This is a genomic window from Halovivax gelatinilyticus, assembly GCF_024300625.1.
In the GTDB taxonomy this organism is placed as follows: Archaea; Halobacteriota; Halobacteria; order Halobacteriales; family Natrialbaceae; genus Halovivax; species Halovivax gelatinilyticus.
Genome location: NZ_CP101322.1, coordinates 2,407,703 through 2,434,084, shown reverse-complemented (window position 1 = coordinate 2,434,084; position 26,382 = coordinate 2,407,703). Strand labels below are relative to the sequence as shown.

The following is a 26,382-nucleotide window of genomic DNA, read 5'->3' as shown; positions in this document are numbered from 1 at the left end:
CGAATCCGCGTTCTTATGGCCCGCGGCCGCCTCCAACCGGTCGTGTCCGAGTTCGCATTCGAACTCGAGCTGTGTACGACGCTGGAGGCGCGCCGTGAAGGGATCGTCGCCCGCCAGCTCGGTGCGAGCGTCGCCGACCCCGGCGGGCGCATCGTCGACGTCGTGTTGATCGAACCCGGCCCGCAGTTCGACCGTCGAACGGCGCTCACACCGGAGGCGATCCCCGACGCCGTTCTCTGTGCCGACGTCGGGACGGGACGGTGGACGCCGGTTCGCGATGCGTTCGACTGCCATCCCGATCGGGCCAGGCGCGCCGTCGAGCGCGCCGTCGACATCGGTTTTCTCGAACGCGAGCGCAGGGGCGGCCGGGACTGCATCAGACAGGTCGCCCGCTACCCGGACTGGGCCGGCCGAATCGTCGCCATCGAGAACAAACCGGACCTCGGGACGCCCGGCGACCTCGAACGACAGCTCCGAACTGACGTCTCGCTCGGACTCGTCGACGAGGTGATCCTCGCGACCGAGAGTTACGTGACCGGCGCACACCTGAATCGCATTCCCGAGGCCGTCGGCGTCTGGCGCGTCCACCGAAACAGACCAGAAGACCCGGTGTCGGTCGAAGTCGTTCGCGAACCGCGACCGCTCGACGTGGCCGAACCGGGCATCGAACCGGTCTCCTACCACGCGGGACGAACCGACGTGGCGGTCGTCTCCGCGAAAGCCAAGCGCGACGCCCGGCGGCGCCTCGCCGAGCGGGCCTACGGCAAAGGCTGGCGGACGTTTTCGTTCCCGGCGTGTGCCGCCGGCTGTTCGTCTCCCAGCGGCGAGGCTTCGACGGGACTCTCGCTTCCCTACTGTCGCTACCTCGGCCGCCTCGTCGACGCCGCATCGGAGTGCGGACCGGCCTGTTCCGGCTACGAGAACGCGCCGGCACCGAACGTCGACCTGGCCGACGAACGCGACCGGCTCACCCCGTGGAACGCCGATCCGGAGGCGGTCGGCCGTCGCCAGTCCGGACTGGATCGATTCGGCAGCTGAGTCGGTCGACGCGGGGTACGCTTCTAATCGGTCAACCGTCCGCCCCAATGTCACCGCCGCGATCATCCGCTCTGCCATCCCCCAGCGGTGTCGTAGCGAGTGTACCCCAACAACGAAGTGTGAGTTGGTCCGATACCGGTTATGGGCGATGAAATTGAGGCACTCATCGGGCTGTTCGTCGGCGCGATACTCCTGTTTCTGATCGTGCTCGTTCGACTGCAGTAGCGAACGCTCGTCGATAGGTATAGCGAATTCTCGAACGTTCACGGGCGGGAACTAACGCGCGGTGGAGACCGCTATAGCTCGAACACTTCGCCGTCGACCGCCAGCGGCTCTGCGAACGCCTCCTCGACCGGGTAGAAGTGGGCCACGTGGACGAGCCGGGTTTCCGTCGCGTCGAGGTCGTCGGCGAGCGCGAGCGCGCCCTCGCGAGTCATGTGTTTGGTGCCGAACGTTCGGGGGACGCCGTCGGCTCCAGCGTGGCGACCGCCCATCGGGTGGTGCTCACAGAGGTGTGCCGGAACGATGGCGTCGGCCAGCAGCACGTCTGGGTCGGCGAGCACCTCCCGGGATGGCTCCGGGATGTCGTACGAGGTATCGCCCGACAGCGACAGTTTCGCACCCGTCTCCGGATCTTCGACGGCCAGGCCGTAACAGAGCTGGGGTGGGTGGTCGACCGGGGCGAGCGTCACCTCGAAGCCACAGGTTTCGAACGGGGACAACGGCGACTCCGGCGAGACGGTGATCGCGTCCAGGTAGTGGTAGTCGGCGTCGACGGTCTCGGCGACGCTCCGGCCGGTCTGCGGATCGACCTCGTCCGGCGCGAAGACGCGGACGTCGTCGACGAGCCGGTAGACGTTGCCGAGCCCGTCGAGGTGGTCGAAGTGGACGTGCGTGATCACGATCCCGTCGGGGAGCGAGACGCCCTCTCGTAAAAACTGGTAGCGAAAGTCGGGACTGGCGTCGATCAGCAGCGACTCGCCGGTGCGCTCGTTCTCGACGTGGACCGAAAATCTCGTGCGTTCGACGCCGCGGTCGCGGGCGGCCTCGCACGTCTCGCAGGTACACCCCACGGTGGGCGTCCCCGTCGTGTCGCCGGTGCCGAGTAAGGTGACGCGCACGTCAGCTCACCCTGGGTGACAGCGCGAATCGGGTTTCGATTGGTCGGGTTCGACTGCGAAACCACGTCATCGTCTCCGGGTTCGAAGCCGCGATATAAGGGTGTTACTCGACGGGTCGAACTCGTCGCGATCGATCCGACGAGCGGCGGCCGACTCAGTCGTCGTGGCCGTGGTCGTGTCCACCGTCGCTCGACGCGCCGGGATCGCCCCCGGCGACGAGCGCCTCGTGGTCGCCTTCGATCATGTCCATGTTTTTCAGGTTGTCACGCTCTTCGAAGTCCTCGACGGCGTGTTCTAGGTCGGCCTGGGTGAGCGTCGTCCGATTTTCGGTGAGCGCCTCCAGGACGGCCTCGCGTAAGACCATTCTGAGGTCGCTGCCGGTCAAGCCCTCGGTGATCTCGGCGATCGCGAACGGGTCGAACTCCTCTATGTCCATCGTCCGGGTGATGACGGTGAGGATGTCGCTTCGCATCCGGGTGTCCGGCTTCGGGAAGTTGACGATCTCGTCGAACCGGCGCCAGGCGGCGGCGTCGAGCTGATCGGGGTGGTTCGTCGCGCCGATGAGCAGGACGTCGTCCTGGATGAGCGAGATGTCGTCGATGCTCTTCAACAGCGTGTTGACCGCCCGTTTGAGTGCGGCGTGCTCGTCGGATCGCCGAGTCTTCGCGACGAAGTCGAACTCGTCGATAAAGAGGATACACGGCGCGAGTCGCTTTGCGACCTCGAACGTCTTGTCGACGTTTTTGGCCGTCTCGCCGAGGTACTGGGAGGTGATCATCGAGAGTTTCACCTCGACGAACGGAAGATCCATGTCGCGCGCGAGCGCTCGGGCGGTCGACGTCTTTCCCGTCCCGGGCGGGCCGACGTACAGCAGTTTACCGATCTCGCGCAGCCCGATGTCGGCGAGGTAGTCGCGGTGTTCGATCGCCTTCGCGATCTTGTGTATCTCGGCTTCCTGATCGGCGGTGAGGACCAGGTCGTCGAGGGTGATATCGATCTCCTCGGGTGCGCGAACGTCGACGAGGTCTAACATCTCCTCGTCTTCTTCGTCCGCGAAGTACTCTTCGAGCAGGCCGTCGATCCAGACCCGGTCGGCCTGGATCGGCCGGTTCAACTCGCGCGCGGTCTCGTACTCGGCCTCGACGCCGTCGTCGCCCTCGAAGTGCTTTGCGAGGACGGGATTGTCGAGCAACCGCTCGTCGTCGACGCGGTCTGCGTACCAGGTTTCGGCCATCTCCCGGTCGGTAAACGAGAGCCGACCCGAAAAGTCGTCGCGCTCGGTGAACATGAGCCCCGAGATCGCTCCCCAGGGCTGCTCGACGCCCGTCGCCTCCCGAGCGGTCGCGTTCGTCGTCGACAGCGGCCGTTCGATCCCGCCGCGGGCGATCCGTCCGCGCTGACCCGGGCTACGCTCGTTCTCGCCGTCATCGTCCGGACCCACGCCGGCCGACCAGAAGACGCGCCGAAACGCGGGCGGCAGGTCGTTCTCGTCGAGCGACCGGTCGTCCGTGTACACGGAGGCCGTGAGGAGGAACTCGACGACGTCCAGTGTCCCATCAGTCATTCTACGGAACTTGTCTCTTTATCGCCTTAACGGCGTCGTCTCGACGGCGCCCACAGTACGAGGCTCACACCGTCAGCTGTACCGTGGCGGAAAATTGTCCGTACCAACGCTCGTGTGAGGACAGCTTATTCGACGATGATGTCGCCGTTCATCTGATTTGGGTGAGGGTCACACACGTACGACGCCATCTCCGACGTCGCTTCGAAGTCGATAAACTGATCCTCGCCAGGATCACCGGTGAAGTCCGTCGAGTAGTCACCGACGACCGAGCCACCGCTATCGCGAATTTCGATATTGTGCGTCGCGCCATCGCCCTCGTCCCACCCGATCGTGTACGATTCACCTTCCTGCAGAATAAGCGTCGGGTTCGTCTCTCCGTTAATCTCAGACGGCGATTTTCCGACCCAGCCGCTCGACTGACCGTCCAGGACGATTTCGGTACCTGGATCGATCGAGACTCCATCGTCGCCGCCGTTCCCACCGTCGCCTCCGTCTCCGCCGCCGTTGTCGTCATCGTCGCCGCCGAGACAGCCGGCGACGCCGATCGCCGCGAGAGATGCGCCAGTCGCCTTCAGTACCGTTCGTCGGGATGTATCGGTCGAATACATGGTGTTACACTCACAGCTTGGCAGCGTACCCCGTTGAAAAGGGGGAGTGGTTCCCGTCCGGTGGGAGAAGGGGCGAACATGTTCAACCCGAGAGATAGTCGCGGCGCCAGGTGACTCGGTTTCGGTGACGTACCTCCGCAGCCCGGGTTGACCGAAGTCACGTCGGACGAATACCGCCGCCAGTCACTCGTCCGATGCGGACGTCGACGACTTTGGTGCAGTCTCCTCGGCCGCCGGCGGACGTTCGTCGTCAATGTACTTCTCGCGCCAGGTTCCGCGGGTGAACCAGGCGACCCCGACGATCGCCCCGAGGACGTTTCCGAGTGCCATGCCGACCCAGACCCCCGTTACCCCCCAACCGAAGGTCGTGATCGTGACGTCGACGACCGGAATCGTGACCGCGACGCTGAACGAGAGGACGAGCACGCTCGCGACGCGGCCGACCCAGAGGGTGCACATCGAGATCACCATCGCCGTCTTCGTGTTCCCCGCGCCCCGGAAGCCGCCGAGGATGACCTGCGAGACGCCGATGAACGCGAACTCGACCGAGCGGATGCGAACGTAGTCGACGCCGTGAGCGATCGTCTCCGGCGCGTTCGGCACGTCGCCGAGAAAGACCGAGACGATCGGCTCGGTGAAGGTGACCGCGATCACCGCGACGACGAGCATGACGCCGGCGCCGGTCGTCGCCGCGAGCCAGACGGCTTTCGCCGCCCGGTCGGCTCGGTCGGCGCCGAGGTTCTGCCCGACCATCGTGTCGATGGCGCGACCGAGTCCCATCGCCGGCAAGAATACCAGCGAGATGAGTCGGTTACCGAGACCGTAGGCGGCGACCACCTCCGGCGAGAACGTGACGACGATCGCCGTCAGCGTGATCATCGCAAGCGCGGACGTCGTCTGCTCGATCATACTCGGCGTCCCGAGGCGGATGACGTCCTCGATGATGCCGACGTTAGGAGCGAGGTGCTCGATCCCCACCGTCGGGCCGCGGTTCGTCGCGAAGAGGACGTACAATCCGACGGCCGTCGCGACGCCGCGTGCGAGGATAGTCGCGAACGCGGCCCCCTCGATCCCCCAGCCCGCGAAGCCGGTGAGATCGTACAGCCCCGCCTCGAGACCGGCGAAGTCGACGGTACCGACGACGGGTGTGGCGTCCAGCCAGCCGAACAGCGGATTGGCCTCGAAGCCGAAGATGAAAAACGGGTCGGCGAGGACGTTGATGAGTACCGACAGGACCATCACGACCATCGGCGTTCGGGTGTCGCCGTAGCCGCGCATGAGCGCGGCGAAGACGAAGAACCCGAACATCAACGGCATGCCCAGAAAGATAACCTCCATGTAGTCCGCCGCGAGCGGAATCACCGTCTCGGCCGTGTCCGGATCGCTCGGCAGGAGTTCGAGCGCCGGCCGGGTGTAGACGTACCCGACCGCACCGATCACCACCGAGAGGCCGGCGACGAACGAGAGCGTCTGTCCGGCGACGAGTCCCGCCGATCGATCGCCGCGGGCTCCGGTGTACTGGGCGACGAGGATCGCACCGGCGGTCGTAAATCCGCCTGCGACGGCGATCAACAGGAAGATCAGCGGAAACGCGAGGCTGATCGCGCCGACGGACTCGGCCGAGAGCCGACCGAGATACAGCGTGTCGACGACGTTGTAGGTAACCTGCAACAGCTGAATTACGACGATCGGCCAGGCGAGGTGAAACAACGGTCGCGTGAGACTGCCCTCAGTGATCGACGAAACCGGTGCCTGATCGGCGTCCTGTGGCGGCTCGTCGTCGGTTCCCGCCCCGTCATCGGGCGAATCATTGTTGGTACTCCCCGCCGTGGCACGCGTGTCGCTGTCGGTTGCCGGAGATGGATCGCTTTCGGAACGGTCCGCGTCGGACTGTCCCTCGCCAGCGCCGTCTCGTGACGGACGTAGATCGTCGGAATCGGCCGACGAATCGGGAGGAGACGCGTCGTCTCGGGGGCCGAACGGATCACGATCCCCGCCGTCACCGTCGCGGGGTTCGTCAGGCACTGTACGGGCAGTAACAGTCAGTTCAAATCAACGTTTTGAAAGTCGGCTAGGCGGGTTCCCGAGGGGTCACTCGCGTCGCGGCACGTCGTGGCGGCCGAATCCGTACCGAAGTCGGCTGGCGAGTCGCCGTGAGAAGCGACCGTCGTCCGCGCGCGATCCGAACCGCTCTGCGAGGGCGGTGTAGATCAGCGGGACCGGCACCTCCTGTTCGAGCCCCTCCGTGACGGTCCAGGTTCCCGTCGAGCCGCCCTCGATGCGGTCGGCGACGTCGCCCAGGTCGGATCCCTCCTCGCCGAACGCCTCCTCACAGAGTTCGAGCAGCCACGATCGGATAACGGCGCCGTTGTTCCAGACGCGCGCGACGGCTTCGAGATCGAGATCGTATCGTCCCTCCGAGAGGAGTTCGAACCCTTCGCCGTAGGCCTGCATCAGGGCGTACTCGACGCCGTTGTGGACCATCTTCACGTAGTGACCGGAGCCCGACGGACCCATGTGCGCGTGGCCGTCCGGTCCCGTCGCGACCGCGTCGAAGACGGGTTCGAGTGCCGCGTACGCCCACTCGGGACCGCCGATCATCAGGGAGAAGCCGAGATCGGCACCGGCGGGGCCGCCGGACGTGCCGCAGTCGAGGTACGCCGCCGGACAGGACTCCGCCCGTCGGATCGAGTCCTTGAAGTAGGAGTTGCCGCCGTCGACGACGACGTCCTCGTCGGTGAGTCGCGAGTCGAGATCGGCGAGTGCGGCGTCGACGGCGTCGCCGGCCGGGACCATCAGCCAGATGTGCTTCGGGCCGCCCGCGTCTTCCAGTTTCGCGACGAGATCTGCGACGGAATCGGCCGGTGTTGCCCCCGCGTCGGCCGCGGCCGCGACCGCCTCCTCGTCTACGTCGAACGCGACCACGTCGTGTCCGGCATCCAGACAGCGATCCGCCACAATACGCCCCATCCGTCCGAGTCCGATCAGGCCCAGGTGCATGCCACAGGCTCGTCGGGCGGGCGTCGTCAGGGTTCCGATTCAACGCGCGGAAGAGATGAGATTCAGCGCGTGGGAGAGATAGAGTCGTGGTTCGCGGCGAAGAGACGTCGATTAGAAGGCCGGCTCTTCGACGTTGGCCCAGCCGACGGCGTCGATCACGACGATTCGATCGTCGGCTCTGACGTAGACGCCGTTGTACTCGCCCATCGTCCCGTTGTAGTACGGAAGGGCCCCGCGGAGCGAGTCGACGACCGACCACGCGTCCTCGTCGGCGAACGTAATCTCGACCCAGTCGTCGACCGATCCGGCGCTGACCGCCCGATCGACGGCTCGTCTCGCGCCGGGTATCTCTTCGAGTCGACGCGAGGAGACGTCGACGACCGTCGCCGTCGAGGGGACGTCTTCGACGATTCGCGCGCCGAGGCTGGCCTGTGCACGGGCGATCGACTCCCGGGATCCGCCCTTTCGGATCGCGTAGCCGGCGACCGCCGCCGCTCCGACCGCGAGAAGCGACAACCCCAGCATCCTGCCGTTGCGCATTATGGCAGTAGGTGATAGCAGACCCTCAAGTATCTTTCGCAGAAAGTTTCAAAAATGAGAATGACGGCCCCAATTTGATTGTTTTATCGAACTAACCACCGGTATGACAGGTAGGATCGAAAAGCGGATTTCTCGGAGATGGAGAACGTGGGAGGCGACGAGGGCTCAGAGAAATTGCGCGACGTTTCCTGAGAGCGCGCCGGCGACGACGAGGAGGGAAATAGCGACGATCGCGGCCGCCTGAAAGAGCCAGCGCGTCCGGTGGGCCGGCTCTCGCAATTTCTTCTGGGCGAGACCGCGTTCGAAACGCGCCGTGGCTACCTCGACGAGCCCGGCGAGGACGAGCCACAGCCCCGTCATCGCGAGGACGAGTTGCCCGTTCGTCGACTCGAACAGGCTCTCGGCGGTGTAGCCGGTGCCGGCGAGGTGGCCGCCGGTGAGCAGGAGGGCCAGGGCGCTGACTCGGGACAGGAGCTTCAGCGAGCCCGAAAACGTCTCCAGGGGCTCCGTCGAGCTGAACGCGCCGTCGCGGGCCAGCGGGATGACGACGAACGCGACGTAACAGACCGCCCCGGCCCACAACCCGGCGAACACCACGTGTGCGATTCGCGAGAGGAGTACGTCGACCATACGCGTCGGTTCGAGTGGCTCGCCATGAGCGTACCGATCCCCGACCGGTGCGATGAGCGTCCACCGTCAGGACTCCGGGCCCGCCCACTCGGCGACGCGGCGTCTGACAAGTGCGTATCCGACGGAGACGACGAGGCCGACCCCGATCAAGCCGCGAATCCACAGGGACTCGAAGCCGTAGAGAGCGAGGACGGCGAGGGCGATCGCCGCCGCCGCGTCCTCGGGCGCGCCGTCGTGGCGAATCCAGCGGCGCGGTCGGATCCACCGGCCGCGGGCGTGATCGTAGACGGCCCGATCGGTCGGATTCGTCCAGGGATTCCACTCGGACCCGCCGCCGATCGCGTCGCTCGCGGCGTGGAGCCAGACGCCGACGAAAAAGGCCGCGACGCCGACTGACAACGGGGTCGTGACGAGCGTCGCGAGCGCGACCGACCCGAGCGCCGGAATCGCCCCCAGGATCGGGAAGTGAAGCGTCCGACGGTGGTCGAAGGCGACGTCGAGATCAGGCGCGAGACCGCCCAGGATCGCGCCGATCGCGAGCGGCGTCGCCAGTTCGGGGGCCGCGTACGCGACCGGAGAAACGAGGGCGAGCGCGGCGAACGCGTGGGTGGTTGCCATCACGGTCGAACGCCTCCTGCCATGGCCGAGGGTTCGCGAGTCAGCCTATAAAGTTCCGCGTCCCGGAACCGGCTCGGTCGATTGCGAGGGGTGGGTGGCGCGTTGGCCGGCGGGTGGAGGGCGTTCTGTCGTGGGATGTACGACGCACAAACTGACGGTCGGACGATTTCTACGGCTCCCCGGGAGGATTACAGATTTTCGCCCTGGTAACTGCCGTCGTAGACGCCCTCGTGGTCGGCTTCGGCGAGGACGAGCTGTGCGATTCGGGCGCCGCGTTCGAGTTCGACGTCGTGGTGGACCTGGAGCAGTCCCTCGCCGCGACCCTCGTAGCCGGCGTCCCAGACGGCCGTGTTCAGCATACAGGAGTTGCGCATGAGCGACGACCGGGGATAGACGAAGCCGACGTGGCCGTCGGGAACGGCGATCCGCTCGGAGTAGCGAGCCACGTAGGTTCCCTCGGGTAAGTAGTAGGTGGCCGGGGCTTTCTCCTCGAGTTCTTCTAGCGGGCGGGCGACGCGGTCGCCGATCTCTTTGCCGTCGCGGGTGATGCGACCGGGCTCGAGTTGCTCGAAGACGACGTCGAGCGTGAGATCGACGCCGTTGGGCTGGACCTGCTCGTCGGTCGTCGGCGAGACGCAATCGGCCACGAAGGCGCCGGATCGGTACATATCACCGAGAGGTAACGGTACCGGCAAAAACGTATCGCGTTCGACCGGCTGGTGGGGAGCGTGGTCGACCGGATGGTGTGCGACCCGGAGTCGCCCGGAAATCTCACGTAAACGCGAGCCGTCGCCCGGCAATTCGATACATCCGGTGTGAAGAACACACTGGTTTTATGGCCACGGGTAGCCGATTTCTGGGTGCTATGGGATTGACGGTTACAGAGAAAATTCTCGACGATCACCTCGTCGAAGGCGACCTCGTCACCGGAGAGGAGATCGGCATCGAGATCGATCAGGTCCTCACGCAGGACACGACGGGGACGATGGTCTGGTTGCAGTTCGAGGCGATGGATCTGGACGAAGTCCAGACGGAGATCGCCGCGCAGTACTGCGACCACCAGACCTACCAGTTCGACTTTAAGAATACCGACGACCACCGATTCCTTCGCTCGGCCGCGGGAACGTACGGGGCGCACTTCTCGCGACCGGGCAACGGAATCTGTCACAACGTCCACCGTGAGAACTTCGCGACGCCCGGAAAGACGCTGCTCGGCTCGGACTCTCACACACCGACGCCCGGCGGACTCGGCCAGCTCGCGATCGGCGCCGGCGGTATCGACGTCACCGTCGCGATGGGCGGTGCCCCCTACTACATCGAGATGCCGGAGATCGTCAACGTCCGGCTGGAGGGTGAACTCCCCGAGTGGGCGACGGCGAAGGACGTCATCCTCGAGATGCTCCGGCGGCTCACCGTCAAAGGCGGCGTCGGCAAGATCCTGGAGTACACCGGTCCGGGCGTCGAGAACCTCACCGCGCCCGAGCGGATGACGATCACCAACATGGGAACCGAACTCGGCGCGACGACGTCGATCTTCCCGACCGACGAACAGACCCGCGATTACCTCGCGCGCGTCGGCCGCGAAGACGAGTACGTCGAGATCCAGCCGGACGACGACGCCGAGTACGACGACGAGATCGTCGTCGATCTCGATGATCTCGAACCCCTGATCGCGACGCCGTCGATGCCCGACAACGTCGTTCCGGTCGGCGAGGTCGCGGGCACGGACGTCGATCAGGTCATCATCGGCTCGTGTACCAACGGCGCCTACGAGGACGTCCTCCCGGCCGCGAAGATGTTAGAGGGTCGCACCGTCGACAAGCGGACGGAGATGATCGTCGCACCCGGCTCGAAGCAGGCCTCGGAGATCCTGGCGCGCGAGGGCTGGGTCGCCGAAATGATGGCCGCCGGCGTCAACTTCTCCGAAGCCACCTGCGGCGCCTGCATCGGTATCGGTCACGTGCCGGCCTCCGACTCCGTCTCGCTGCGAACGTTCAACCGGAACTTCGAGGGACGATCCGGCATCGAAGATGACAACGTCTACCTCTGCTCGCCGGAGGTCGCCACCGCGGCGGCGATCGCCGGCGAGATCGTCGATCCGCGCGACCTCGCAGACGAGCTGGGAGACCTCGACGATCCCGGGTTCGAACTCCCCGACGAGTACGACGCCTCGAAGGCGGACCTCATCGAACCGGACGAGGCGGTCGACGACGAACTCATCAAGGGCCCGAACATCGGTGAAGTGCCACTTCGCGAGGGGATCGACGACGTCGCGGGCGAGGTGCTGCTGAAGATGGGCGATAACATCACCACCGACCACATCATCCCCGCGACCCAGGACATCCTGATGTATCGCTCGAACATCGACAGGCTCTCGGAGTTCACCCTCTCGCGCGTCGACGAGACGTTCGCCGAACGAGCTGCCGAGGCCGACGGTGGCGTCCTGCTCGCCGGCGAGAACTACGGACAGGGCTCTTCGCGCGAACACGCCGCGATGTGTCCGATGTACCTCGGCGTCGAGGCCGTACTCGCCCAGAGCTTCGCGCGAATCCACCGGGCGAACCTCTTTAACTTCGGAATCGTCCCGCTCGTGATCGACGAGGAGACCTACGATTCGATCGAACAGGGCGACGACGTCGAGATCGAAGAGGACGTCCACGAGGGCGTCGCCAGCGGTCGGGAGACGTTCACCGTCCGCGTCAACGGCGAGGAGACGTTCGACGCGACCCTCTCCGCATCGACTCGCGAACGCGACATCCTCGCCGCCGGCGGAAAGCTCTCCTGGACGAAAGAGCAGGCGGCGTCGGGATCGCAGGCGGCTGCTGACGACTGAGTACGCCCGCCTCTCTTTTTTGAGTGGGGCTGTGCGAGCGGTTACTAGTCAGGCCACGAACACGTCGTGTCGTCCGGTTTCGAGCGTTTACTCGCCTGGTTTCGAGCGTTCACTCGTCGAGTTCCGGCGGTCGCGCGTCGGTCGACGACGATCGGTGTTCGGTCGCGTACCAGTGTGTCACCACGAGCGTCGCGAACGCCACGAGAATGCCCGTCGCGATGACCAGCGGAGAGAGGATCGAGATCGGCCAGAGTCCCAGCCACGCGAGCGAGACGACGGCGCTCGAGAGAGCCGTGACGCCGAGGTACCACCGCGACCACGCGTCGAAATCGGACCGATCGGACATCGGATAGCACTCGATCGACGCGAGGGCCTCGGTCGGTTCGACGATCCGTCGCTCTTCGTCGTAGGTGACGATCGAGGCCGATTCGAGCGCCGGGAGGTGTGACTGCTGGAGGGCCGTGTAGACGCGCTTTCGCTGGTCCGGCGTGACCTCCGCCGGCGTGGCACCGACCTCCCAGGCGGCAACCTGTTCGGTCAACTCGCCGATCGAAACGCCCTCCGGATGCCGTTTCAGATAGTACAGCGCAAACCGCCGGCGCTGATTCGCCAGTACGTCGTAAAGCCGATCGACGTCCAGCGGCCGGTCGATCGGTCGGTCGGTGATCGATTCCCCGGTCCTCGGGGTCGGCTCTCCCGTGACCGCGTTTCCGTCTTTCAGTACTGCCTTCGTTCCCATTATCACGGCACCCGAGCAGTCGAATAGAACGAATGGGTGATACATAAATTCAAGGTATGTGTCGAGTAAGTAGGGCACTTACCCCCAGGTAAGTGTGGCTGGCTCGCCCTGAACGTTCAGATTGAACGACAGAGACACCCTGAACGGGAGACTGCGTGACAGAAAATTCTGAGTGCTAACGACTGTACGACAGAACCGCCCGAACGTGATTTGATTCGGTAGGTGAGATTCGAACAAAGTAGACGAACAGATCGGGTCGATCACCGCCGCTACAGCCCCAGACGCGGTTGATCGATTCGAGCGCGGGAAAAGCCCAACAACGAGAGCGCCGCGACAGGACTGTTCCGTCGCGTTACAGGATCGTGGATCACCCCGTCAGTCGGCGCCGTATTCGAACACCTCGGCGTGCAACGCGACGACGAGGGAATCCCCGACGGCGAGTCCGTCCGTGATATCGCTCGTGGGAATCTCGTACGTTTCCGTCTGCTGGTCGTAGGCGAGGCTGTCGCTGTCGTACTCGAACAGACCGGGCGCGGCGTTACGCTCTCGAAGTCCGTCTGTGTCCGGACCGACGTAACAGTGACTGCGATCGATCACCGACGAGTCGAGCGACGACACCGAGACGGACAGCACGTCTCCGTCGTCGTCGAGTGTGACGGAACCGGTTTCGGATCCCCGATCGAGTTCGTTCCGTCCGGCACCGGCCCACAGCTGGGCAGTGACCGGCCCGGCAGCTAATTCGTACGGGAGGTACCAGCCCCAGCGATTGGTCCGGATTTCGGGGATCTCGTTGAGTCGGTGGCGTGCAGGGTCGGTCGATCCGGTCGCATCTTCGAGCAGCGCCCAGGCAGTTTCTCCCGGACAGTGACACGAGAGGGCGATCTCGTCGGTCCGATGGGCATCGACGCCGAGGTCTTCGCCCCGAACTTCGATTTCGAAGTTGACGGTGCGATCCCCCTCGCCGCCGACGCAGGTGAGTTCCGCGACGATCTCGCCCGTTTCGCCGACGGCGATCGAGTCGGTGGTGTCGACGACCTCGACGGCGATCTCCGGGTCCGTCCCCACGACGTCGAAACCGAGTTCGTCGATCGGTGCTTTGAGTTGATTCGTCACCCAGAGTATCGTCTCGACCGTCTCACACTCGAAGTCGATATCGTCGTTGTACTGCAATCGAAGGTAGGCATCGTCGTCACCGACCGTCTCGATCGAGACGTCGCGCCTCGCGTTCACCTGCGAGTACGCGCCCGACCCGAGGACGAGACTGCCCCCGATCGATGCCGTTCCCATTCCCAGCACGAATGTTCGTCGTTTCATTGTAGTTATCGTCCACCGGTTGCGATCCGTTGCAATCGCCAGACACCCGCCGATCAGGCGTTCAGTCGATACGATGGTCGAGCGGGCAACCCGCTGGTCGCGCGGATTCGTCTATCGGTCAGTTCCGAACGACCCCACTTAGTAGTGCGACGATAGTCGAACGGATGAGTCGGCCTGAAACCGGCCGGTCAGCCACAACGGGACGTTATCGCCGGTCGACGAGCGGGAAATTGCGTGTGGCTGTAGAGCCGATACGCCGAGTGAGTGACAACGGTGAATGTAGCCAGAACGGGTACTCGGTGCGAAGAACGCACCAGGTGCCGACGGCGGCCCGCCTATTCGTCGCAGGTGGTCCAACCGGCGTCGCTGGCCGCGTCGCTCATCTCCGGGAATTGGTCACTCGGAATGGTCACGTCGGGTTCGGCCTCCGCCGGCACGTCCTCGACGGTGACCACGAGGAGGTCATCGTCGACATCCGACGGTGCGTCAGCCGGAACGCCGTTGCCGACCGTTCCGTACCAGTCGGTGAGGTCGTCGAGGCCGTGATCGGATTTGTACCGGCCCCAGGTCCGAGCCAGGGGTGAACACGCGTCGCCAGCATCCCAAAAGAGCAACCCGCCGAGCGGAACGCTCGCGTCGCCGATGCGTCGCTGTGACGTGTTCGCCTCGAGTTCGAGATTCGAGCGAAACTCGCCGGGAGAGTCGGCGATCGCGAGATCGTACGTCGTCGCCCCGCCGGAACCGCTGGCGTCGTTTCCGATCCGATACGCGCTTCCGGTTCGCCGGTAGCTGCCGTTTTCTTCCTCGTAGGTCGTACACTCGTATCGACCGTAGAGCGTGGTACAGGCGGGTGACTCCGCGCAAGTACCGTCGACGTCCGCGACGAGGGTGATGCGGTCGTCGAGCGATTCGAGCAACCGATCACCGTCGGCTAATTCGTAGGTCCGCGTCTTGATTCCGATACAGACGCAATCGCCCACTTCGAGCGAACGTGCGTTCTCCTGTCCGATGATCGACGCCTCGTCGTCCGCACCGAGGTAGAAATCGATGCGGCGTTCGTCGTCGTAGTACGGCCAGTCAGCGTCGTCTTCGATCCAGACACAGGCTTCTTCTTTCCCCTGATTGCAGATCCGAAAGACGTTGTGAAACCACGTCGTCGAGTTCGAGTTGACGCCGGCTCCCAACGGCGTGTCGTCTCGGGTCGGGTTCTCCGGGTCCATGTAGATCGCGAGGTGGCCGTTCTCGTCGAGGTGGGCGTAACTGCCGTTGGGCGCGTCACACTTGTCCAGCCCGAGGTACGCATCCGGATCCTCCGCAACCTGGACGGTGACGGCCCGGTCAGACTCGACGCGGCTGAACGCACCCGTTCCGACGAGCGCGCTCGTCCCGATCGAGCTGGCACCCACACCGGCGATGAATGTTCGTCGTTTCATGAGAGTTACCGGATGGCACGCGGCGGCTAGTTCCCACCAGCGCCGGGTGCGTCTGCCACGATGGTCACGCGACCGCTGATGAGCGGTTCGTCCTCGGTTGCGTCGATGCCGTAGGTCTCGGTGACGATCCGCATCGTCTCACACTCGCCGGTTTCGAGGACGAGCGGTTCGAAGCCTGGGGCCTCCCAGTCGTCGTCGCTGTCGAGAACGATCGAGTTGCCATCTTCGTCCTGGACGTCGGCGACCGGGGTGCCAGCGGAGTTGATTCCGTCGGACGCGCTCGGATGGAATTCGAGGTCCGTGACGTCGACGGTGATCGTCGCGGTGTCCTTTCCGTTGTTACAGATGTCGAACATCCCCTCGAACTCCGTCCGCGAGTTCGAGTTGACACCGTCACCGATCGGCTGATCGGCGATGTCGATCTCGAGGTGACCGTTGTCGTCGAGTTCGACGTAGTTGTTGCTGTTCGCGTTGTCGAGCGGCACCAGTCCGAGGTAGGCCTCGTCGTCGGGTGCCACCTCGATGTTGACTGCGCGATCCGATTCGACTCGGCTGAACGCGCCCGATCCGACGAGCGCGCTGGCGCCGATAGCTGTTCCACCGATTCCGACCAGGAAGTTGCGTCGTTGCATGGTTGATCGTAGTCGTTTTCGCACGGGTCCAGACCGGGTCCCCCAGCCCCCGCGCTCGATCGATCCATCGAGGATACCCACCGTAAGATATCACACGTAGTTCGACCAACAACCCGAGCGTAGTGGTGCTCAGGGCGACCGTGAGATCGGTTCGACGCTAACAACGCCCGATTGTCCCCCTGATTCGTCGATCCGACACAGAACGGGCCGCTCGAGGACGCCATACACCACGAATGGAACGATTCCGCGGAGAATCGATCGGGCACGCAGTCGAATTACTCCGCCGGACGATCGCCGGCTGAAGCGTGCTGGCCCGTGGTCCGTGGCTGGGAGTTGCGTCGACGGATCGACCCGCTCACGGATTCTGCGTCACCGTCGTCGGTGTATCGTCCGCGCTCGCCACAGAACGTACACTGGTAGGACTCGTCGATCGATCGAATTCCAGCGGTGTCGAACTCGATCGCGCTTTCGACGATCTGGAGAAACTGAGCCGACTCACATTCAGAACAGACGAACACGAGTTACCACTTCGGGGAGGCGCATTCGACCTGCTCGTTCGCGCCCCCGGTGTCGAACCGGTTCGACTCGCTGGCCGAGAGGTCGTCGACTCGCCGGCGGCGAGCGGGTGTTCCCACTCACGAACACGCTCCCCCAGTCGACCGTGTTTCGCGTCATCCCCCGTGTACTGGACGGACTCGCCCGCACGTAGGTATTCGGTCGGTGTTACCGGTTCAGGTTCAACTGAAATCCCGATGGGACGGGTATCCGTCGCTCGCGAGTCCACAGATTCGTACTCGAACGGAGCGATACTCGATACAACCGTCCACCGTTGCATTCGAAGGTATCGACAATCGATATAGGCGCACGATGGACACGTGTAACGCCCCACGAGTACCGAAATCGGAGATCGGTCGTCGGATCGTCTCCCGGAAGACGGTCCGCCCGACGGCGCTTCGTCTGCGAGCCGATTCAGCAGACGCCCGGGTCGGTCGGAATGCCGGTGATCTCGACGGTGACCGACGTGATCTCCTCGCCATCGTCAGCGCGCACGATGGAGAGATCGACGTGTTCGGTGGCAGCGTCGGTCGGTTCGAGGGTTAGTTCGTAATTCACCTCGTCGCCCGCGTCGAGTTCGAACGGTGCGTCCGGAAGCGTGTCGTCGGCGAGCAACCCGTTCGGATCGTCGACGACGAACTCGACGTCTCCTTCGGACGTGTCGCCCTCGTTCGAGAGCGTGACGTCGAACGACTGCGCGTCGCCGAGTTCCACGTTCGACGGCCCCGAGACCTCGAGCGAGACGATCCGCGGAATCACGACCGTGCTGCCGCCGATGGCACCCGCTTCGCCGTCACCGAGGCCGGGTTCATCGCGCGTGAGTAAGACGTCGAAGAACTCCGGGAACTCGGGGAACGTCTCGTGATAGCAACACCAGCCGCTCATTCCCGACTGCGTGAGTCCCATGTCGAGGCCGGCCTGCGTGACTTCGACGGAGCTGTACTGATCCCACCCCATCTCGCGGTTTTCGAACTCGCCGAACGGATCGACGTACGCCCACGGCTCGTCGAGGTCCTCCTGGGTCTTGCCGAGGAGACCGCCGCCGTCGTTGACGAAGTCGGCGATGTCGTCGGCCCGGTCGATGAGCGCGTCGTTTTGGTCGTTCGTAAGTCCGTGACTGATCTGGTGAGTGCTGCTGACGACGCCGATCATGGCGTAGCCGTCGAAGTCGACGGTTCGGATCTCGGCCTCGTCGGTGACGAACGTGACGTGCTGGTCGACGTTCGACGCGTTGCCGACGTCTCCCTCCCAGTAGTCGTCGACGTTACTCGACGGACCGATCTGGCCGCCGAGGACGAGAATACCCTCGCCCCCGTTCGTCACGTCGTCGAGGATGGACTCGACCATATCAGCGTGCTCCTCCGGCGTCCCGTGTCCGGAACCACCGGCACCGAGTTCGGAGTCGAGGCCCATGAGAACGACCGGTCCGCCGCCTTCTTCCTCGTCGACGACGTCGGACCAGGTCTCCTCGTCCGGGTCGACGCACTCCGGCGGAGCGTCGCCACAGTCGCCGCCGACGTCGGCGACGATCGTTATGGTGTCGTCGATCTCGTCTAGCAGCGCCGCCGGATCGTTCGCGTCGATCCCGTGCGTGATCGTTCGGATGCCGATACAGTGACACTCGCCCAGTTCCACCTCGACGGCGTTCTCCTCGCCCAGAATCGACCGCTCGTCGTCGTCACCGAGGTAGAAGTCGACGCGCGGTTCGCCCTCGTAGGGACCCTCGTCGACGACCGGCCACTCGTCCGGCCGGTCGATCCAGATGCAGGCGTCCTCCTTCCCGTGGTTACACAGCTCGAAGACGTTGTGGAACCACGTTCGGGAGTTCGAGTTGACACCCTCACCGCCGTTCGGATTCTCCGAAATGTCGACGTACAGGTGCCCGTTGTCGTCGATGTCGACGTAGTTGTCGCCGTGGAGGCTGTCACACTCGTCGAGACCGAGATACGCATCCGGGTCCTCGGCGACCTGAATTGTCACCGCTCGATCCGATTCGACTCTGCTGAACGCGCCCGATCCGACGATGGCGCTTCCACCGATAGAAGCCGATCCCACCCCGATCAGGAATTTTCGTCGTTGCATGGTTGTGGTTTGAGTCGTGACCGTCTCGAAGACGAGACCGTCCGCCTCGTGTCGACGTCGACGAACCCACCCTCGGTATGTATAGAGACGTTTCTACGCGGACGGTGTCCAACACGACCCCGTTGTCTTTCGACAGGACGCCCCCGAACGGACGGTTCGCAGTCTGACGGCATCCCGAACTAAAACCGAGAAGGTGGCCAGATTGACCCGCCGAGCGACCCAGTTCGACGGGAAACGTGACGTTATCCGTCGTCTGGTCCGGCCTGGATCTACCAGCATGGCAGCTTGTCGACCGGCATTCAGCATGGCCGTCTACCGACCGGCATCCAGCATGGCTGTCTGGCGAACAGCCGCCAGTGTGGTAGTCGTACGACAGTCGGCCACGCAGTCGCGCCGGTTCACGACGCCACGGCTGAGCGCTGAGAAGAAACCCCGACTACGACGAGCGAGCGGGCGATCACCGGTCGTCGCCGTCTGAATCGTCCCGACAGTCGACGGCTCGGTCACCGCAGCCGTCTCGTCCGCCGTCGGACTCGATCGTCGGCTCTCCGTCTGCCGAATCGGATCGGCCGTCGGTCGCGTGACGGTCGTCCGGATCGAGCCACGATTCGCGCCCGCCCAACAGCGATTCGAGCGCCGCCGCAGCCTCGTCGGTCTCGTCGAAGTACGAGACGGTCGTTCGATCGTCATCATTCGACCGTGCGGGACCGACCGCATCCACCTCGGCGAGGCGTTCGTCGGTGGTCGACTCGACAGGCGCGGCCGCTGTCGTCCCTTCGGCGGTAGCCGGATCGGCCCGAGACTCGTCGGGAACCGGGTCGGATCGGCCCGCTGTCGCCAGTTCGACCGGGTCGTCTGTCCGGTTCCGATCGCGATCGGCGGACGGGAGGTCGGTCACCTCGTCCGGGAGTTGCGGTTCATACACGTAGTAGGCGGCCAGATCCTGAACGAAGTAGGCGCCTCGCATCCGATCTTCGATGACGCGTCTGTCGCAGTCGATCGCCACGTCGACGATATCCGGAAGCGAGTCGACGTCGATACGCGGGCCGTCGAGTTCGGCTTCCGGGACGTGACCGACGCTCAGCCAGTCGGCGAACGCTTCGCGTTCGCTCGCGACGGCTACCGCCCGCCGCTCGGCTCGCGCGACCTCGAGTGCATCGGTTTCTCTCGCGTACACGAGTCCGGCGATCCCCGCAAGACTCAGGACGAAGACGACGACCGACCCGTACGTACGGACGGGACCGTAGGATCGATCGGTATGGACCGACTCCGTTATCTCCGCGTCATGAAGCCCCCCCGTCTCCGTCTCGACGGCGTAGGTCCCGCCGTTGCTCGAAACGTCGAACCGGGCGGTGTGTGCGTTCGCGATCTGCGTCCCATCGACGGTCCCCGAGACGGTGGTATCGACGACGACGAGCGTTTCGGTCGTTCCGACGCTCGCCCCGAGTGAAGCTTCGATCTCGTCTATCCGGGACTCGAGGTCGCTCACGTTGACCTCGAACGACAGCGGGACCGCTTCGCCGGGTTCGACCGCCTCGGTCGAAACCGATTCGAGCGATTCCGTCTCCTCCCAGTACGAAACGCCGTCGTCCGTCGCCTGATAGAGAACGTACGCGTTCGCAGTGACCGAGAGCGATCCGTCGGTGATGTCGCCGTCGAAGGAGTAGGCGTAAACCCCCTCGAGTTCGGGCATCAGGTCCGCATAATAGAGCGGGCGGTCGGCCAGGACGTCGCCGGTTTCGAAGACCGGGTTTTCCACCGCGACGCTCGCCTGGTGGCTCAGTTCGGGCTGCTCGCTCCAGGTACCGACCACCTCGACGGATTCGTCCGTTCCCGGGTCGACGTGGGCGGTGTATATCCCCCAGCCGCCGAGGACGAACGCCACGATCGCGATGGCGACGACGGCGACGAACCACCGGTTGAGCAGCGTTCGCGTCCGGATCGATCGTCGATCGTGGTCGGACAGTTCGTGGGCGATCACGGTCGTATCACACTCGTTCGAATCATGGGTGTAACCAGTTGAATCGGGGGCCGGATCGGGGGCGTGATCGGGTTCGGATCCGATCGCTCGGCCCGGAAAACCGTCTCCAGGCGAGCCAGACGGGCGTCGAGATAGTCGCGTAGATCGCGAGGGAGGGCAGCCAGGGGTGAATCGAGTAGAGCGAATCGATGACGACGGGCGGGAGGACGACGAGGTACCGGTACTCGCGGCTCGATTCGACGTGGTATCCCGTCTCGTCGTCGGCGTAGACGGTGACGGAGACGTTCTCGGACTCACCGCGAGCGAGCCTGATCCGCTCGGGTTCGAGGTCGATACCGTTCGTTTCCGCGGAGAGATACGAGACGGTCGGAACGAATCCGCCGTTGTGGATCTCGTAGTCGAAGTCGTCGGACTCGCCGACCGGGACGACCGTCGGGTTCGAGGAGTTGCCCTCGGTACTGACGATGCCGTAATGTTCGCCGCCGGCCGGAACCACCATCGCCACGGTAGCGGCCAGACACAGCAGGACGAGACAGCCGGCGAGCAACACTCGCGAGTCGACTGAATCCTCCCGAGTCCGCGCTCCCGAGCGCGACCCTTGGCGTTCTCGATTTGGCCCACCGACCACACTGCTGGCGAGAAGGAGTACTCCCACGCCGAACAACAGGTACGTCATCGATCCCGACCCGAACCGATCGCCACCGAGCGTCCCGAAGACCAGGCTCTCTACGCGATCGAACCCGGAATCGATCCCCATCGCGACCGTTCCCATGTGGGGGACGGCTACGACCTCGCCGTTTACCTGCAACGCGACGGCGTGGATCTGCCCGTCGGTCAGGGGCGGTTCGCCCTGACTCTGATCGATGAACGGATTGGCGTCTCCCTGCGTGACGTATCCTCGCTCGCGCTCGTCGACGACGCGGTGAGTCGTCAACTCGCCACCGTGAACGGACTCGGCTTCGAACGCGACGACATCGCCCGTCTCGACGTCGCTTGCTATCGGGGCCGGGATCGCGACGTAGCCGTCACCGGCCGAGAGCGTCGGCTCCATGCTCCCGGTCTCGACGTAGGCGAACAACACCGGCTGGCCGAGGAGCATTCCGAGGACGAGCGAGATGACTACGATAGCGCCGATCACTCCCGCCGCGTACGTCACCCCAGTCTTGATAGTCATCGTCTCAGGTGTCGGGATGAGGCGTCACTCGGCGGCCGTGCCACCGAGTATCCAGACCGGACAACCCCCTTCACTCGATAGTGACCATGCCGTATCCAGGATTTAAGCACATCCGACAGTTCACGACGGGTACGAGATTCTGGGCCGAACATACGACCAGCCGATACGCGGTTGGCTACGTTCAGCGACTTTTTTAGCTTGAAATTCTCCATTAATTGCCCATAAGGTAGATAATATTATATATCGATGAGGATCACTGTCTGAATACGCTCCTACTCGGAACGGTACGCCGACGTCACGTGGGAGTACGGAGATGTCGAACAAGCAACCGAAGCAGCGGATAGTTATCGGACACTGCCGAGCAGTTGTATCGAATAGTCGAGTGATCCGGAGTCATCGCGGTCACGGGCCGGGAAACAGAAACCTCAGTCCGGGGCAGTTTCGATCGTTCACGGGTGAAACGACGGTCAATATGAACCTGACGACGTTCAGTTTGTACAATCTTAGCCACAAAGAGAATGTATTTAATTTATCCTGTGTTGTGGTTGTGCTCGCACTGGTTGAAAATACGGTGACGATGGGCGGCTGGGTTCGGATCGTCGAATCCAGATCGTCTGTGCCCGTCATCGCCACAATCAGAAGCCACATCGCGGTTGAAGTGGGAAAACGGGGGAGATATGGGCGTAAATTCACGGACGACAGAACTACCTGAAACGTTTGGCGCATCGAATTCGGACGCAGAGATCAGTCGCGACCAGATCTTCGACGTCCTCAGCAACCATCGGCGTATATGCATCATCCGCTATCTCAAAGAGACGGACGAGGAACTGGTCAGCCTCAGAGATGTCGTCGAGTACGTCGCAAAAAGTGAAAATCCGGACCTGGAGGGCCAGGTCGCGTACAAGGACAGAAAGTCGGTGTACACGGCGCTCCGTCAGACCCACCTCCCGAAACTCGACGAGCTGGGTATCGTCGAGTTCGACAAATCGCGAGGCGTGATGCGATTGACCGACCGGGCGAATCAGGTCCAACTCTATCTCGAGTACGTTCCACGTCACGACATTCCGTGGCACGTCCACTACCTGGGCGTGACCGCGTTGAGCGGCGCGTTGATGCTGGCGACCTACTTGGATATCTACCCGTTCGCCGTCGGGTGGGCGGCCGTCTCCGTCATCATCTTCTGTACGTTTACGGTATCGGCGCTCGCACACGCCTACCACCTCCGGGGGAGTCGGCTCACTGATACCGACTTCGTCCCCCTCGACGACTGACTCAGCCTCGGCACCGACCCACGGGTTCGCCAGAAGGCACCGTCCTCCGCGAAAACACCGTCTGCACATGCAGTTCGTTCCTACCAGTGCTCAAGTAAGGAGCCGCTCCGGAGTCAGTGGCGGATCGACTCACCGACCGCGGGTGCGGACGCGTCGAATCCGTCGGCTGAGAGTTCCTCGGCGAACGAATCACAGCGATCGCCGTGGGTGACGTGAACGGTCGCGTCGCGATAGGCGTCGAGAAACCGGCGGAGTCCACGACGGTCGGCGTGGGCCGAAAAGTCGTAGTGTTCGACCTGTGCGCTCACCGGGACGACGCGCCCGTCGATCTCAGCGCTGCCCGTATCGAGTAGTTCCCGACCCGGCGTCCCGTCGACCTGGTAGCCGGTAAACGCGATCTTGTTGGCCGGATGGGTTCGGATCTCCGGGACGTACGTCATCGCCGGACCGCCGTGAAGCATGCCGCTCGTCGTGATGATGACGGTGGGTTTGGCGGCGATCCGTTTGCGCTGCCCGTCGCGACCGTCGACGAACCGCGCGTTCGCACACGCCCGTCTCAACACCGACGAATCCGAGAGAAACGGTTCGTTTCGCGGCTGGCGGAGGAGTCTCGCGACCCGGATACCCATCCCGTCGACGTAACAGGCGATGTCGTGTTCGGCGCAGATGGCCATCACCTCCTGCGTGCGGCCGATCGCGAAGGCTGGAACGACGGTCGTCCCGCCCTCCCAGCGCGTCGCTTCGAGACTTTCTACGAACCGGCGTTCGAGTTCCTCGCGCGGCGGTCGGTCGGTGTCGGCGTAGGTGCTTTCACAGACGACGACGTCCGCGTCGGGTCGTGCGGTCGTCCCCGTCACGAGACGCTGATCCGCCGTGTTGAAATCGCCGCCGTAGAGGAGTCTCGTCTCCCCGTCGTCGACGAGCACGTGACTGCTGCCAGGAATGTGACCGGCGTTGTAGAACGTCACGTCGTATCCGCCACCGGCTGCGCCTCCGAGCACGGTGAACGGCTCGCGGTAGCGATGGGTCACCGATACCTGGGTGAGCCTGGCAACCTCCGCCTCGGTGAACGGACAGTCGTAGGTCCCGCCGTGGAGCTTCAGGGTGTCCTTGACGAGCAACAATGCGAGATCTCTGGTCGGGGACGTCCAGTGAACGCTCGGCCGGTCGGCCCCCGAGAGGAGCGTCGGCAGCGACCCGACGTGATCGAGGTGGCCGTGGCTCACGACGACCGCCTCGGGTTCGGGCGTGCCGACCGGATACCGCGGTGGATCACCCGAGTCGACCCCGTAGTCGAGCAGGAGGCGGTCGTCGACGAGGAGCGCGCTCCGACCGATCTCGCCCGCCCCGCCGAGAAACTCGAGGTGCATCTGGGTACGCTTCGGGCGAGCGTCGTTTGGGTCCGTCGGTTGCTGTCCGAAGGCGAGCGCTCTCAGCGTGATGATGGCAACGCTTTTACCGATCGATTCGCCTTGGCTCGGTATGAACGGCCGACCGGCGAGCGCCCGCGGGATCCCGGTCGATCGCGGGTTACAGGCCAGGATGGTCGTCGGGCTCGCACTCATCGTCGTTTTTCCGGTACTCTTCGTCGTCGTTCTCGAAGCCGCACTCGGGACGATCGTTCCCGCCGTCACGTCTGGACTGACCGGCGTGGATCCCGGTATCGAACCCGTCGTCGATCGGCGCCTCCTGCTCGTCGCGATCCTCGCTGGACTCGTCGGCCAGTACACCTACGGCGACCGGCTCGCCCTGCGGTCGCTCGACGCACGTCCCGTCACGGACGACGAGTATCCGGCGCTCACCGCGGCCGTCTCGCGACTCGCCCAGCAGGCCGACCTCCCGGTCCCGTCGGTGGCGATCGTCGAGTCGGAGGCGCCGAACGCGTTCGCGACGGGCCGGACCCGAGCGTCGACGACGATCGTCGTCACCACCGGCCTGCTCGACAGCCTCGACGCGGCCGAACGCGACGCCGTCCTCGCACACGAACTCGCTCACGTCGCCAATCGCGACGTGACGGTGATGACGATCGCCTACCTGCTACCGACGATCACGTACCTCGTGGCGACGAGCGCCTACACCATCTTGCGCACGGTGTTTCACTCGCTTCGGTTCCTCCGGACCGGCCACGACAACGACGGCCGGGCGGTCGCCGCCGTCATCGTCGTGGTCGTCGTGACGACGATCGTCACCGTCGCCGTCGCGTCGCTGTTCTGGATCGCGAGCTTCCTGCTCTATCGGCTCCTCTGTCGGTATCGCGAGCACGCCGCCGACCGCGGGGCCGCCGAATTGACGGGCGATCCGCTCGCGCTCGCGAGCGCGCTCGAAACCATCGACGGCGAACTGAAGCGAACGCCGGATCGAGACCTCCGACAGTTAGACGGCGGCGTCGAAGCGCTCTACGTCGCTCCGCTCGACTTCGCGCAGTTCACCGAAGACGGCGACGACGGGCTGTTGAGCAAGGACCTCTTTCCGGACACCCATCCCGAGACTGCAGACCGTATCGAGCGACTGCGGTCGATGGCCGTCGAGCTAGAGACGACAGAGAGTACGTAAGTGAACGAGTGTGTGAGCGAGTAACTGAGCGAGTAACTGAGCGAGTAACTGAGTGGGGATCGACCGTCGGCACTATTCGGATCGAAACCGACGGACGCCGAACCGTCCGTATCCCGCGTAGGCCACTTCCAGCGAACCGATCCACCAGTTCCACCGGTCCGCCGGCGTCCCGTCGGGCGCACCGGCGAGTTCGTCTATGACGAGCTCGTTCGTGAGCGCGACACCGACGTCGTCTGCGTACCTCCCGCTGTCGGCCAGGTCGACCGCCTGCCGAACGACGGTGCGCGACTCTCCTATCGTCCCGCCGAACGACTCGCGTAACCGCAGTTCGAGCCGGCCAGGGTCGAGAGCCATACCGGATCTATCACGCGAAGACACTTGGCTAATACGGCGAGGCGACGTTGGCTGATCCGGCGAGGCGGCGCCCGTCGCGAGCGACTCGATCCGAACGGGGGGAGAGCGGCGCGACGAGACCGCTGTCGACCCCACGCGACAGGCTTGTGCCGAGCAATCGTCGACCTCCGCTGATTTTCGAACCTCCACAGATTGTCGACATCCACCGATCGGCACCGTTCTCAGAGTGTCAACGTTCACCACTTGTCGACCGCCACAGACCGAACGGGATCCGCCTACCCGAACGACCGCCTAACGTTCGGTTTCGATGTGCTTTTGAGCGGTCGCCGAGTTGGTCCGGGC

At 64.2% G+C, this 26,382-nt stretch carries 23 protein-coding genes; 4 read left to right on the top strand and 19 right to left on the bottom strand.

Annotation, left to right across the window (positions count from 1 at the left end; genetic code table 11):
* Window positions 1-42 precede the first annotated feature (42 nt).
* The gene (locus NKH31_RS11480; RefSeq protein ID WP_254861936.1) at window positions 43-1,038 is read left to right on the top strand and encodes a DUF5787 family protein; all 996 of its coding nucleotides are present in this window, start codon (window positions 43-45) and stop codon (window positions 1,036-1,038) included.
* Window positions 1,039-1,334: 296 nt separating this feature from the next.
* Here NKH31_RS11480 and NKH31_RS11475 read toward each other — a convergent pair whose 3' ends face one another.
* The 9 genes from NKH31_RS11475 to NKH31_RS11435 all read right to left on the bottom strand — a co-directional run bounded on the left by NKH31_RS11475 (window position 1,335) and on the right by NKH31_RS11435 (window position 9,787).
* Complete coding sequence (locus NKH31_RS11475) at window positions 1,335-2,159, bottom strand: MBL fold metallo-hydrolase (RefSeq protein ID WP_254861935.1); 825 nt, start codon at window positions 2,157-2,159, stop codon at window positions 1,335-1,337.
* Between the two features lie 154 nt (window positions 2,160-2,313).
* Window positions 2,314-3,723, bottom strand: coding sequence for an ATP-binding protein (locus tag NKH31_RS11470; protein ID WP_254861934.1), 1,410 nt, complete (start codon window positions 3,721-3,723; stop codon window positions 2,314-2,316).
* Window positions 3,724-3,848: 125 nt separating this feature from the next.
* Window positions 3,849-4,331: a twin-arginine translocation signal domain-containing protein gene (locus NKH31_RS11465; RefSeq protein ID WP_254861933.1), complete on the bottom strand. Its 483-nt coding sequence runs from the start codon at window positions 4,329-4,331 to the stop codon at window positions 3,849-3,851.
* A 183-nt stretch (window positions 4,332-4,514) separates the two neighbouring features.
* Window positions 4,515-6,356, bottom strand: coding sequence for an MATE family efflux transporter (locus NKH31_RS11460; RefSeq protein WP_425492261.1), 1,842 nt, complete (start codon window positions 6,354-6,356; stop codon window positions 4,515-4,517).
* A 66-nt stretch (window positions 6,357-6,422) separates the two neighbouring features.
* A complete protein-coding gene (gnd, locus tag NKH31_RS11455; RefSeq protein WP_254861932.1) occupies window positions 6,423-7,331 on the bottom strand; it encodes a phosphogluconate dehydrogenase (NAD(+)-dependent, decarboxylating) in 909 nt (302 codons plus the stop codon).
* 111 nt (window positions 7,332-7,442) lie between these two features.
* On the bottom strand, window positions 7,443-7,874 hold the full coding sequence (locus tag NKH31_RS11450; protein WP_254864801.1) for a hypothetical protein: 432 nt from the start codon (window positions 7,872-7,874) through the stop codon (window positions 7,443-7,445).
* Between the two features lie 162 nt (window positions 7,875-8,036).
* Window positions 8,037-8,501, bottom strand: coding sequence for a CopD family protein (locus NKH31_RS11445; RefSeq protein ID WP_254861931.1), 465 nt, complete (start codon window positions 8,499-8,501; stop codon window positions 8,037-8,039).
* A gap of 66 nt (window positions 8,502-8,567) precedes the next feature.
* Window positions 8,568-9,119: a metal-dependent hydrolase gene (locus NKH31_RS11440; RefSeq protein WP_254861930.1), complete on the bottom strand. Its 552-nt coding sequence runs from the start codon at window positions 9,117-9,119 to the stop codon at window positions 8,568-8,570.
* A gap of 188 nt (window positions 9,120-9,307) precedes the next feature.
* Complete coding sequence (locus tag NKH31_RS11435; RefSeq protein WP_254861929.1) at window positions 9,308-9,787, bottom strand: deoxyuridine 5'-triphosphate nucleotidohydrolase; 480 nt, start codon at window positions 9,785-9,787, stop codon at window positions 9,308-9,310.
* Window positions 9,788-9,984: 197 nt separating this feature from the next.
* Here NKH31_RS11435 and NKH31_RS11430 point away from each other — a divergent pair, with 197 nt between their 5' ends.
* Window positions 9,985-11,952 carry an aconitate hydratase gene (locus NKH31_RS11430; RefSeq protein WP_254861928.1) on the top strand — a complete coding sequence of 656 codons (1,968 nt, stop codon included), beginning with the start codon at window positions 9,985-9,987 and terminating at the stop codon, window positions 11,950-11,952.
* Window positions 11,953-12,061: 109 nt separating this feature from the next.
* Here the strand turns inward: NKH31_RS11430 and NKH31_RS11425 are convergent, their stop codons facing one another.
* From NKH31_RS11425 to NKH31_RS11390, 8 genes are all read right to left on the bottom strand, one after another.
* Window positions 12,062-12,691 carry a DUF7344 domain-containing protein gene (locus NKH31_RS11425; RefSeq protein WP_254861927.1) on the bottom strand — a complete coding sequence of 210 codons (630 nt, stop codon included), beginning with the start codon at window positions 12,689-12,691 and terminating at the stop codon, window positions 12,062-12,064.
* A gap of 375 nt (window positions 12,692-13,066) precedes the next feature.
* Window positions 13,067-14,005, bottom strand: a complete 939-nt coding sequence (locus tag NKH31_RS11420; protein WP_254861926.1) for a hypothetical protein — start codon at window positions 14,003-14,005, stop codon at window positions 13,067-13,069.
* Between the two features lie 335 nt (window positions 14,006-14,340).
* On the bottom strand, window positions 14,341-15,411 hold the full coding sequence (locus tag NKH31_RS11415) for a DUF1102 domain-containing protein (protein ID WP_254861925.1): 1,071 nt from the start codon (window positions 15,409-15,411) through the stop codon (window positions 14,341-14,343).
* 53 nt (window positions 15,412-15,464) lie between these two features.
* A complete protein-coding gene (locus tag NKH31_RS11410) occupies window positions 15,465-16,070 on the bottom strand; it encodes a DUF1102 domain-containing protein (protein WP_254861924.1) in 606 nt (201 codons plus the stop codon).
* A 275-nt stretch (window positions 16,071-16,345) separates the two neighbouring features.
* Window positions 16,346-16,588 (bottom strand): hypothetical protein, encoded by a 243-nt coding sequence (locus NKH31_RS11405; RefSeq protein ID WP_254861923.1) that lies wholly within the window; start codon window positions 16,586-16,588, stop codon window positions 16,346-16,348.
* A 451-nt stretch (window positions 16,589-17,039) separates the two neighbouring features.
* Window positions 17,040-18,707: a DUF1102 domain-containing protein gene (locus NKH31_RS11400; RefSeq protein WP_254861922.1), complete on the bottom strand. Its 1,668-nt coding sequence runs from the start codon at window positions 18,705-18,707 to the stop codon at window positions 17,040-17,042.
* A 457-nt stretch (window positions 18,708-19,164) separates the two neighbouring features.
* Window positions 19,165-20,688, bottom strand: a complete 1,524-nt coding sequence (locus NKH31_RS11395; protein ID WP_254861921.1) for a DUF5305 domain-containing protein — start codon at window positions 20,686-20,688, stop codon at window positions 19,165-19,167.
* Between the two features lie 22 nt (window positions 20,689-20,710).
* Entirely contained in the window at window positions 20,711-21,862 is a 1,152-nt protein-coding gene (locus NKH31_RS11390; RefSeq protein ID WP_254861920.1) for a S24/S26 family peptidase, read from the bottom strand.
* Window positions 21,863-22,539: 677 nt separating this feature from the next.
* On the opposite strand from NKH31_RS11390, the gene NKH31_RS11385 reads away from it, so the two are divergent.
* Window positions 22,540-23,133 (top strand): DUF7344 domain-containing protein, encoded by a 594-nt coding sequence (locus tag NKH31_RS11385; protein WP_254861919.1) that lies wholly within the window; start codon window positions 22,540-22,542, stop codon window positions 23,131-23,133.
* Window positions 23,134-23,246: 113 nt separating this feature from the next.
* Here the strand turns inward: NKH31_RS11385 and NKH31_RS11380 are convergent, their stop codons facing one another.
* Window positions 23,247-24,503, bottom strand: coding sequence for an MBL fold metallo-hydrolase (locus NKH31_RS11380; RefSeq protein ID WP_254861918.1), 1,257 nt, complete (start codon window positions 24,501-24,503; stop codon window positions 23,247-23,249).
* Between the two features lie 112 nt (window positions 24,504-24,615).
* Here NKH31_RS11380 and NKH31_RS11375 point away from each other — a divergent pair, with 112 nt between their 5' ends.
* Entirely contained in the window at window positions 24,616-25,686 is a 1,071-nt protein-coding gene (locus NKH31_RS11375; protein WP_254861917.1) for a M48 family metalloprotease, read from the top strand.
* A gap of 72 nt (window positions 25,687-25,758) precedes the next feature.
* On the opposite strand, the gene NKH31_RS11370 is transcribed toward NKH31_RS11375, so the two are convergent.
* Window positions 25,759-26,064 (bottom strand): WNWW family protein, encoded by a 306-nt coding sequence (locus NKH31_RS11370; RefSeq protein ID WP_484496862.1) that lies wholly within the window; start codon window positions 26,062-26,064, stop codon window positions 25,759-25,761.
* Window positions 26,065-26,382: the final 318 nt, after the last annotated feature.